This is a genomic window from Mailhella sp. (genome assembly GCF_057866825.1).
The window spans coordinates 1-8,766 of sequence record NZ_DBMAHT010000088.1 but is presented as its reverse complement, the minus strand read 5'-3'; the positions used below and the strand labels follow the sequence as shown (position 1 = coordinate 8,766).

The following is an 8,766-nucleotide window of genomic DNA, read 5'->3' as shown; positions in this document are numbered from 1 at the left end:
GGGCAGGCTCTGCGCGAGCGCGTCGATCAGATTCTCGCGGGTGTTGCCCACGGCAATGTTGCCCTGCACATGGGAACGCACCTGGGAATCGCATCCGCCGAAGGCGCTGATGATGGAAAAGGTGAGAAGTTCGCGGGTCTTCAAATCCAGCCCCTTGCGGGTGTAGATGTCGCCGAAGCAGAAGGCGGAAAGATAGTTCTGCACCACGGCCTTCTGATCCTCGGTGGCGGCCTCGTGCATCTTGTCGATGCCCTCGCCGAAAATGGACTTCTGCACCGCCAGACCGTCGGCGTAGCGGGTCTGCTCCGTCACGGTGCTCTGCTTTTCCAGAGGCAGGGCAATCTTGTGTTCCGCAAACACTTCGTTCATCAGCTTCACGGCCGCTTCCGTGCGGGGAAAGCCGATGTAGGGCGCGCACTGATACAGCGCTTCCCGGATTTCCACGGGCGCTGCGCCCACGCGCAGCGCAGCGTTCACCTGAGTCTTGAAGTCGTCCAGCGTCTGACCGGCGGTCAGCACCACCAGCGTGACGAGCATGCGCTGCTTGTCGCTCAGCGTGCCGTGATCCATAATCTCACCGTAGAGAAGCCTGTCGCGCATGGCGGCAAGGTCGGGATCCGTGGCCGCCAGAGACGACGTTGTGCTTCCGAGAAACTTCTGCATGTTCCGCGCCGTTGCGTCCACGCGTCCTGCGCTCTGATCCGGCGCGGCAAGGGCCACGGAGGAAGACAGCATCAGGCCCGCAATAATCATCGCACCCAGAGTAACGGCTTTCTTCATAAAAACTCCCTTGCCCGGCAAATATGAGCCGCGGCGTCTTTTTGTTGTTTGTGCCTCAATCATATCAGGCCCGGGCCAGGCCGCCAGATACATTCCTCTTGAGTTCTTGCCCGATTCTGCCCGAGGCGGCGTGAACGGAACGCATCCCTGCCGCCCCCGCACAGGAAGAGCGCTCTCCTGCCCCGCTCCGCGCATGCTCGCCCCCGGCTCCGACGAACGCCCCGTCCGGCTACCTGGCCCTCACCGAGCCCAGCCGTTCGATATCCTCGTCCGTTCTGTTGCCGTGTACGACCATGCCCGAAAGCGCGCGCTCCAGAGCCTCGAACTCATCGTCGGAAAGTTCCACGTCCGCCGCGCCGAGGTTCTCCACAATGCGCTCTTCCCGACGCATGCCCGGAATGGGAACCACAAAATCCCGACCATGCAGCATCCAGGCCAGCGAAATCTGTGCGGGCGTGGCCCCCTTGTCTTCGGCAACGCGTCGGAGCAGCATCAGAATCGGCTCGTTGGCTGCCATGTTCCCGGGCTCGAAACGGGTGATGACGCGCCGCACGTCGTCGCCCTGATACACGGCGTTCACGGCGCACCTGCCGCTCAGAAAACCGCTGGCCAGCGGCGAAAACGCCACAAAGCCGATGCCGAGCTCGGCGCAGGCGGGAATGACGTCCTTTTCAAACATCCGCTCCATGATGGAATACTCGCTCTGCACGGCCGCAAGCGGCGTGACCGCATGGGCCCGGCGTATCTGCGACTCCGTGGACTGCGACTGTCCCCAGCCGCGAATCTTGCCCTCCGCGATCAGCTCGCCCATCCAGAACGCCACCTCTTCCACGGTTTCGTCGTCGGGAACGCGGTGCTCATAGTAAAGGTCGATATAGTCCGTGCGCAGACGGCGCAGCGAATCCTCCACGGCCCGGCGCACTCCGCTTCGGCTGAGCTTGCCCTCGGGCATGTTCTGACCGGGCAGCGCAAACGGCGAAAACTTCGTCGCCAGCACGATGCGGTCGCGAAAAGGCTCCACGGCCCGCCCCACAAGTTCCTCGTTCACAAAGGGCCTGTATCCTTCCGCAGTATCGAAAAAGGTGCAGCCGAGCTCAAAGGCTCGGCGTATGAGCCGCACGGCCTCATCTTCCGAAGGGCCGACCCCGTAGCCGTGCGAAAAGCCCATGCAGCCCATGCCCACGGCCGAAACTTCCAGACCGCTGCGTCCCAGCTTTCTTTTCTTCATGTCGTACTTCCCCTGCGGCCCGCTACGGGCGGATCACCGTTTTCAGCACGTGCCCCTCGGCAGACACCTGCATTTCCAGCGCATGCTGAAGTTCTTCCAGCGGCAGCACGTCGGTGACGTACTTTTCAGGATCAATAATGCCGCGGGCAATGAGATCAATGGTTTCCTCAAACTCCCGACGCGTGCAGGACACGCTGCCGGTGAGCCGCACTTCATGCAGCACGGCGCGGTTCAGCTCGAAAGGCACCGTGGGCGCGATGGAGTTGCCTATCATGACCACCTCGCCGCCGGGCTTCACGCCGTCCAGACAGGCCGCCAGCGAGTCGCCGGACCCCACGGCCTCAAAAACCACGTCGAAGCCGCCCTCGGAAAGATCCAGCATTCTTTCGGCCCTGTCCGGCGCGTTGCCGTACACGTAGGCGTCGAAATCGCCGATTTCACGCGCCTTGCCCGTCTGCCGATCGTCGATGCGGGACATGACGAGCAGCGAGGCTCCGGCCTTTTTCGCCAGACCGCCGATGAGCTGGGCAATGATGCCGCTGCCCACGACAAGCACCTTGTCGTGCAGCTTCAGCCCCGAACGACGCACCGCGTGATAGGCCACCATGAGCGGATCAATGAGGCCTGCGGCCACGTCCGACACCGTATCGGGCAGCCGATAGGCGTTCATGGCCTTGCCGACGAAGTATTCCGCATAGCCGCCGTTGCACACGAAGCCGATGTAGTTCGTTCCGTTCACGGCGCGGCAGAGCTGTTCCCTGCCCGAGCGGCACATGTCGCATTCGCCGCAGTACAGGTTGGCCCAGAACGTGACGCGCTCGCCCGCGCGAAAATCGCTGTCGCCGGGATCGGTCACCTCGCCGCAGAATTCGTGCCCCATGATGAAGTGTTCCGGCCTCTGACTGCTCCAGCCCCTGCCTGCCTTCCACATGTGAATGTCGCTGCCGCACACGCCGCAGGCGCGCACGCGAATGCGCAGCATGCCCGGAGCCATTTCCGGGACGGGCACGTCCATGATGCGCACCTCGCCGGGACCGACGAGCACGCCGGCCTTCATGGTGTTCTCTGCCATAAAAAATTCTCCCTTGTTTCTGAATGAGCTTGATGAACGAACGTCTGATCCCTGCCCGGCGCGCCTGTGCTCTGCTTCGTTCGGTGCAGACGACGCGCACAGGGCTCCGCCGCCTCCCCCTGCCGTGTTCAGCGGCGGCTAAGCAGGGCGCGTTGCGCCCCGGTACGCGAAGGCCCCGCGCATCCTCTGCGTCCCGCGCGTTCAGGTCGCTCAAAAACGACGCGGCATGCAGGCCATGCCACAAGAAAAACACCCCGCCCCGGGACTTGCCGCAGGACGGGGATAGCCGCTCAATACTGCGGAATCAAACAATTACCTGGCGTTGTACTGTTCGTCGGTGACCTTTTCCATCCAGACCACGACCTTGCCCGGCTCCTTTTCCTCGCAGATGGAGATATGAGTCATGGCGCTGTTCGGCGCCGCGCCGTGCCAGTGCTTGACATTGACGGGACAAATGACCACGTCGCCCGCACGGATGACCTGAATGGGCTTGCCCCACTCCTGCGTGAGGCCCACGCCGGACGTGACGATGAGCGCCTGCCCCACCGGATGAATATGCCAGTTGGAACGCGCGCCCGGCTCAAAGGTGACCACGCCCACGCTGGAGCGCATGTCGTTGTTGGCGGGATAGAGCTGTTCAACGCGCACGCTGCCGGTGAAAAACTGATCCGACCCCTTGGCGGTAGGGAACTCGCCGTTGCGCAGAATGGTCTGCGACTTGCCGATTTCGGCGGCGTCGCCCTGCCCGGGCAGAGCACAGAGGGCGGCAAGAGTCAGAGCCATGGACAGGATCAACTTGTTCATAGAGACATCCTCCGGTTTTTCGATGAGCATGAAGGCATGGTACCGGGAGGCGCAGCGCTCAGCCAGCTACGATACTCTCTATTTTTTGCCTGATCGTTGCAGAAACAACAGTCCGCCCCACGCATTTGCCCGAAGATGCCGCGCCCGCGTTGCCCGTAACAAAACAACCTGCGAGAAACAGGCAAGAAGCTGCGAAAAGATGTTTGCCGCCACTTCTCACTGAACAAAGAGCGCTTCTGAAAAACGCGTTCCATAAAAAAGACGCCGCCCGGGTTTCCGGGCGGCGTCTTTTGAGTTGCCGAGATCACGCTGAAAACGCAAAAGAGGCGGAACGCTCACGCGTTCCGCCTCTTTGTTCCGAGCGCGCAAAGCTTCTACTTTGCGCGACGCTGTTTGCCAAAAAACTACGGACGCAGCAGGGCAAAGCCCTCGCGCTGCAGCTTCACGATTTCCACCACGCCAGCAGGCACGACTTCGCAGCCTTCCCACAAATCTTCGCGGGCCACGCTGAACGACTTCAGCGCGTTGTTGCACAGCCTGATGGAAAGGCCTTCGGCCATGAGCTTCGCGCCGCGTTCGGCAAGCGCTGCGTTGGCGCGGGTAAAGAGCTGCACCGCCGGTCCGTTGGCCACCATGACCACACGGAAGTCTTCGCCGGGCAGCGCGGCCTTGTAGTTGGCCACGTTGTTGAAGGCCAGATTGAGACGGGCGGGATCGTTGTCGTCCACATGGATGACGAGGTCGTAGTACATGGGCGCTCTCCTTGCGTTTACTTGCGCAGATCAGAATACCAGCCCGCGGCCTGACGAAGCAGACGCATGCTGCGTTCCGCCATGGCGAAGGGCTCGTTCATGTAGCCGTCGAGCAGAAGCGTGGAATCGAACAGGGCGTTCACCATGTCCTTGAAGGTCTCGTCCTCGGCTCCTTCCTTGCAGATGCGCATGAGCGAGCGCACCAGAGCATGATCGGGATTGAGTTCGAGAATCTTCTTCGGAATGCCTTCGCTCTTCTGCATGACGCGCATGAGCTTTTCCATGGAAGAGCTTACGCCCTCGGGCGAAACGAGACAAGCCGCCGCGTCGATGGGCCGCGTGGCCGCGCGCACGTCCTTCACCTGATCGCCGAGAATGGTCTTCACCGCGCTGATGAGCGCATCGAGTTCCGGCTTTTCATCCTCGGAAAGCGGCTCGGGCTTGGGTTCGGCGTTCTCCACATCCGGGAAGGCGTCCAGCGCGCCGGCTTCGACCAGCTCCACGGACTTGAACGGATGCTTCTGGTATTCCATGATGGCTTCCAGCGCGAACTCGTCCACCGGATCGGTGAGGTACAGCACTTCCAAGCCCTTGCGGCGGAACTGGCCGAGATGAGGATTCACCTTGGCCGCCTCGATGGACGGAGCAGACACGTACCAGATTTCCTTCTGATCGGGCTTCATGCGGGAAATGTAGTCGTCGAGGCTGGTGAGCTTGTCGTCCTGCGCCGTGGAGTAGTAGCGCAGCAGCGGAGCCACGCGGTCGCGGTACTGATAGCTGTCGAAGCCGAACTTGATGTACTTGCCGTGCAGCTTCCACATGGCCTCGTACTTTTCAGGATCGTTCTTGGCCATGCGCTCGAAATGGGTGAGCAGCTGGCGGGTGATGGTCTGGCTTATCTTGCGCAGCACCACGTTTTCCTGAAGCGTTTCGCGGGAAATGTTGAGCGGCAGATCTTCGGTATCCACCACGCCCTTCATGAACGCGAAGTAGTTGGGCAGAAGCTCCTTGTTGTGACGGTCGATGAGCACGCGGCGAACGTACAGATCGGGGCCCCATTCGTCCTTGCGCTCGTCGAAGACGTCCACCGCCGTGCCGGGAATGTACAGCAGGCAGCTGAACTGCACGGGGGCGTCCACCGAGAAGTGAATGACGTCGAGCGGTTCCTTCTGATCGAAGGTAAGGAACTTGTAGAACTCGTTGTACTGTTCCTTCGTGATGGAGAACTTGGGCTCGCGCCACAGCGCCGCCGTGGTGTTGACGCGCTCGCCGTCGAGCTGAATGGCGAAGGGCAGGAAGTTGGAATGCTTGCGGATGACGCCTTCAAGACGATATTTTTCCTCGTACTCGTGCGCGTCGTCGCGAAGGTAGATCTTGATGCTGGTGCCGCGCTTCAGGCCTTCGGCCTCCGCGCCTTCCAGCGCGCGGATGGTGAAGCTGCCCGTGCCGTCGGAAGTCCAGACGTGCGGCGTGCCGTCGCCCGTGGCGGAAACGGAGGTCACTTCCACCTTCCTCGCCACCATGAACACCGAATAGAAGCCGATGCCGAAACGACCGATGATCTGAGCCGCGTCGTCGGGCTTGCTGTCGTCATGCTCCACGATGGGCTCTTCGGCGTCAGCGGGCTTGTCCTCGTCGTCCTTGTCCTCGTCGGACTTCTCACCTTCGGCCTTCGCTTCTTCGGCGGGCTTGCCTGCGGCCTTTTCCGCCTCGCGTTCCTTCAGGAACTGCTCGGAGCCGGAACGCGCAATGGTGCCCAGGTTGTCGATCATTTCCTGTTCGGTCATGCCTATGCCGGTATCGGCAACGGTGATGACATGATTATCCTTGTCCGTGGTGATGGTGATTTCCAGCGGCAGTTCCGGATCGCGCACCTCACCGCCGGTGCTCTGAAGAAAGCGCACCTTTTCCAAGGCGTCCGAAGCGTTGGAGAGCAGCTCGCGAAGGAAGATTTCGTGGTTGGTGTACAGAGAGTGAGTAAGAATATTGAGCAGCTTGCACGTTTCCGCGCGAAACTGATGAGTGGTTTCCGCCATGACATGGCCTCCTGATATGTTTCCGAACGCGCGGCAGACGCCGCCGTACGGTCATCGCTGAAGAAAGGGCCCGACAGCATGCGGGCCCAAGAGTCACATAAGGCGGAGAGGCGGCAAGTCAAGGGGACGACGCAAAAAAAGCCGGACTTCCGACGCCGCGTCGGAGTCCGGCCCGGGGCCGTGCGCCTGTCCTGCAGGGATCTTCTCCGCAGAGCGGAAAAGCGGGGACCATGCCCTGCGGCGGCAGATGCCGCCTCGCGCTGCGACGAAGACAGGCGCGCGGGTCTGCCGTTACGAAGGATTATCCACGGTAGAGCCGAGCACCGTGCTCAGCAGTCTGGACGATACGCCGGAATCCCCCCAGGCGTAGGGCCGCACCATGTCGGCAGAAATGTCGCCGTTTTCCCCGAATCTGGCCGAAAAGGCCGTGTCGGCGCGCTGCACGAAGGCCTTGAGCTCGGCATCTTCCACGATGGGGCAGCGTTCGGTAGCCAGCGGTTCACGGTACTCCACGAGCAGCTTGCTCTCGCCGTTGTTCACTATCCATTCGTACTGGCTGACCATGACGCCGGCCGTCCAGCCCATGCCGCGTTCGGCAAAGGCAGGCATCCAGGGATCAAGCTGCACGGGACGGACGAACACACGCTGGGTGACGGTTTCGGGTCTGTCTCCGCCGCAGGTGTACAGCACGGGCAGAAATTCCAGATTGGTGGACATGATGCCCGGATACCAGTACTTCGAGCCTGCGTCGGCGAGCGCTACGGCAAGCTGCGCGCCGCTCTTCGCGCTCAGGCTGTACCACACCACGCCCGGCTCGGAACGAGGCAGTTCGCGGTCGGTGGAAAGCATGACCGTCATTTTGCCCTGCGCCACGGCCGAGAAGTCGGGCGAGGTCTTGACCGCCACCGTGGGACGGGCCGTGGACTCAAAAGCGCCGACATTTCCCGATCCGCGCACCAGAGCCCATTCCGCACAGGCCGCCGAAGGTATCGACAGCGCCAGAAAAGCCAGAATCGAAAGCATTCTCTTCATGACACGCTCTCCATGTTTCCTGTTCCGGATCATCCCGGAACAGGGCCCACACTAGCAGAACGCGCATGATAAGACACAGGATGCAACCGTGAGCGGCATGAGTAATCATCCAAAAACATTGATAATAACGCCTGAACGGACGCCTTTTTCCGCCGAGAGATGCGCGGATTGCCCGTGCGGTCAAAAATCATGCCTTCCCGGGCGCGGGAAAGGAGACTCGCGCGCCATTCGTGCCGGAGCGCCGCGGCAGAAACGCTCCCGACGCGCTTCTTTTCCGCGCCAAGACGTGAGGCCGCGCCGCAAGAGTGCAAAAAAAAAAGACCGGCTCCCCCTGACGGAGGAACCGGCCGAATACGGACGCCCGGAGGCGGGGCGTCCGTTTTTTTTCAAGTTCAGGCAAGCTGCTGAATGCCGTCGAGCTTCCAGCTGTCGCCCTCGGCGCGGGAGCACACGAAGTGCCACACTTCCCGCACCTGTTCGGGACGGGCGGCGCGCTGATCTTCGCGCATGAGCACGTCGAAGTACACGGCCACGCGGCGCAGATCACCCTCGTCGCGCACCTCGATGACGGAAGCGTTCACCAGCAGAATTTCGGTCTTGCCGGGATTCGGATCCTGCTTCGCCTGCTCGCGCAGTTCGCGCATGACGTCTTCGGTGGCGAAGTTGGCGATGTCGTCAAGATCGCGGCGATCCCACGAAGCCTGAAGGCGCGTGTAGGCCGCCTTGGCTCCGCGCAGGAATTCATCCTGATCGAAGTCGGCGGGCAGAACCACGTCGTTCTGCGCTTCCGCGGCCTGCTGAACCGGCGGTTCGGAACGCAGATTGTCCCACGCGCCGCCCTGAGAGGCCTGACGAGGCGCGTCGTAGTCGCGGGGAGCGTCGTAGCGATAGGCCTGACGATCGTTGTTGTCGGAAGAGGCCTGGCCGCCGCGGAAGCGACGGAACATGCGCACGCCGAAGTGCACAAGCAGGCCGAGAATAATCAGATTGAGCACGCCGCCCAGCATGCCGCCGCCCATGCCGTGGCCGCCGAACAGGGAGCCCAGCAGCGTGCCGGCAAGA

8 protein-coding genes are annotated in these 8,766 nt (G+C 61.9%); all 8 read right to left on the bottom strand.

Annotated elements, in window-relative coordinates:
• Window positions 1-780: carboxymuconolactone decarboxylase family protein (locus ACZM96_RS08115; protein WP_489488434.1), on the bottom strand; the 780-nt coding region annotated here is incomplete at its 3' end.
• A gap of 229 nt (window positions 781-1,009) precedes the next feature.
• Window positions 1,010-2,008 (bottom strand): aldo/keto reductase, encoded by a 999-nt coding sequence (locus tag ACZM96_RS08110; RefSeq protein ID WP_489488433.1) that lies wholly within the window; start codon window positions 2,006-2,008, stop codon window positions 1,010-1,012.
• Window positions 2,009-2,030: 22 nt separating this feature from the next.
• Entirely contained in the window at window positions 2,031-3,080 is a 1,050-nt protein-coding gene (locus ACZM96_RS08105) for a zinc-dependent alcohol dehydrogenase (RefSeq protein WP_489488431.1), read from the bottom strand.
• Between the two features lie 312 nt (window positions 3,081-3,392).
• Window positions 3,393-3,884, bottom strand: a complete 492-nt coding sequence (locus tag ACZM96_RS08100) for a (R)-mandelonitrile lyase (RefSeq protein ID WP_489488430.1) — start codon at window positions 3,882-3,884, stop codon at window positions 3,393-3,395.
• A 404-nt stretch (window positions 3,885-4,288) separates the two neighbouring features.
• Complete coding sequence (locus ACZM96_RS08095) at window positions 4,289-4,636, bottom strand: DsrE family protein (protein WP_346665106.1); 348 nt, start codon at window positions 4,634-4,636, stop codon at window positions 4,289-4,291.
• A gap of 17 nt (window positions 4,637-4,653) precedes the next feature.
• Window positions 4,654-6,672, bottom strand: a complete 2,019-nt coding sequence (gene htpG, locus ACZM96_RS08090) for a molecular chaperone HtpG (protein WP_489488429.1) — start codon at window positions 6,670-6,672, stop codon at window positions 4,654-4,656.
• A gap of 291 nt (window positions 6,673-6,963) precedes the next feature.
• Window positions 6,964-7,704 carry a DUF4851 domain-containing protein gene (locus ACZM96_RS08085; RefSeq protein WP_489488428.1) on the bottom strand — a complete coding sequence of 247 codons (741 nt, stop codon included), beginning with the start codon at window positions 7,702-7,704 and terminating at the stop codon, window positions 6,964-6,966.
• A 392-nt stretch (window positions 7,705-8,096) separates the two neighbouring features.
• Window positions 8,097-8,766, bottom strand: a 670-nt coding sequence (locus ACZM96_RS08080; protein WP_489488427.1) for a Tim44 domain-containing protein, incomplete at its 5' end; no start/stop codon positions are given.

Excerpts from the sequence above, each read along its gene's own strand:
- ACZM96_RS08110 (WP_489488433.1), bottom strand. The coding sequence starts at position 2,008 with ATGAAGAAAAGAAAGCTGGGACGCAGCGGTCTGGAAGTTTCGGCCGTG.
- ACZM96_RS08105 (WP_489488431.1), bottom strand. The coding sequence starts at position 3,080 with ATGGCAGAGAACACCATGAAGGCCGGCGTGCTCGTCGGTCCCGGCGAG.
- ACZM96_RS08100 (WP_489488430.1), bottom strand. The coding sequence starts at position 3,884 with ATGAACAAGTTGATCCTGTCCATGGCTCTGACTCTTGCCGCCCTCTGT.
- ACZM96_RS08095 (WP_346665106.1), bottom strand. The coding sequence starts at position 4,636 with ATGTACTACGACCTCGTCATCCATGTGGACGACAACGATCCCGCCCGT.
- htpG (WP_489488429.1), bottom strand. The coding sequence starts at position 6,672 with ATGGCGGAAACCACTCATCAGTTTCGCGCGGAAACGTGCAAGCTGCTC.
- ACZM96_RS08085 (WP_489488428.1), bottom strand. The coding sequence starts at position 7,704 with ATGAAGAGAATGCTTTCGATTCTGGCTTTTCTGGCGCTGTCGATACCT.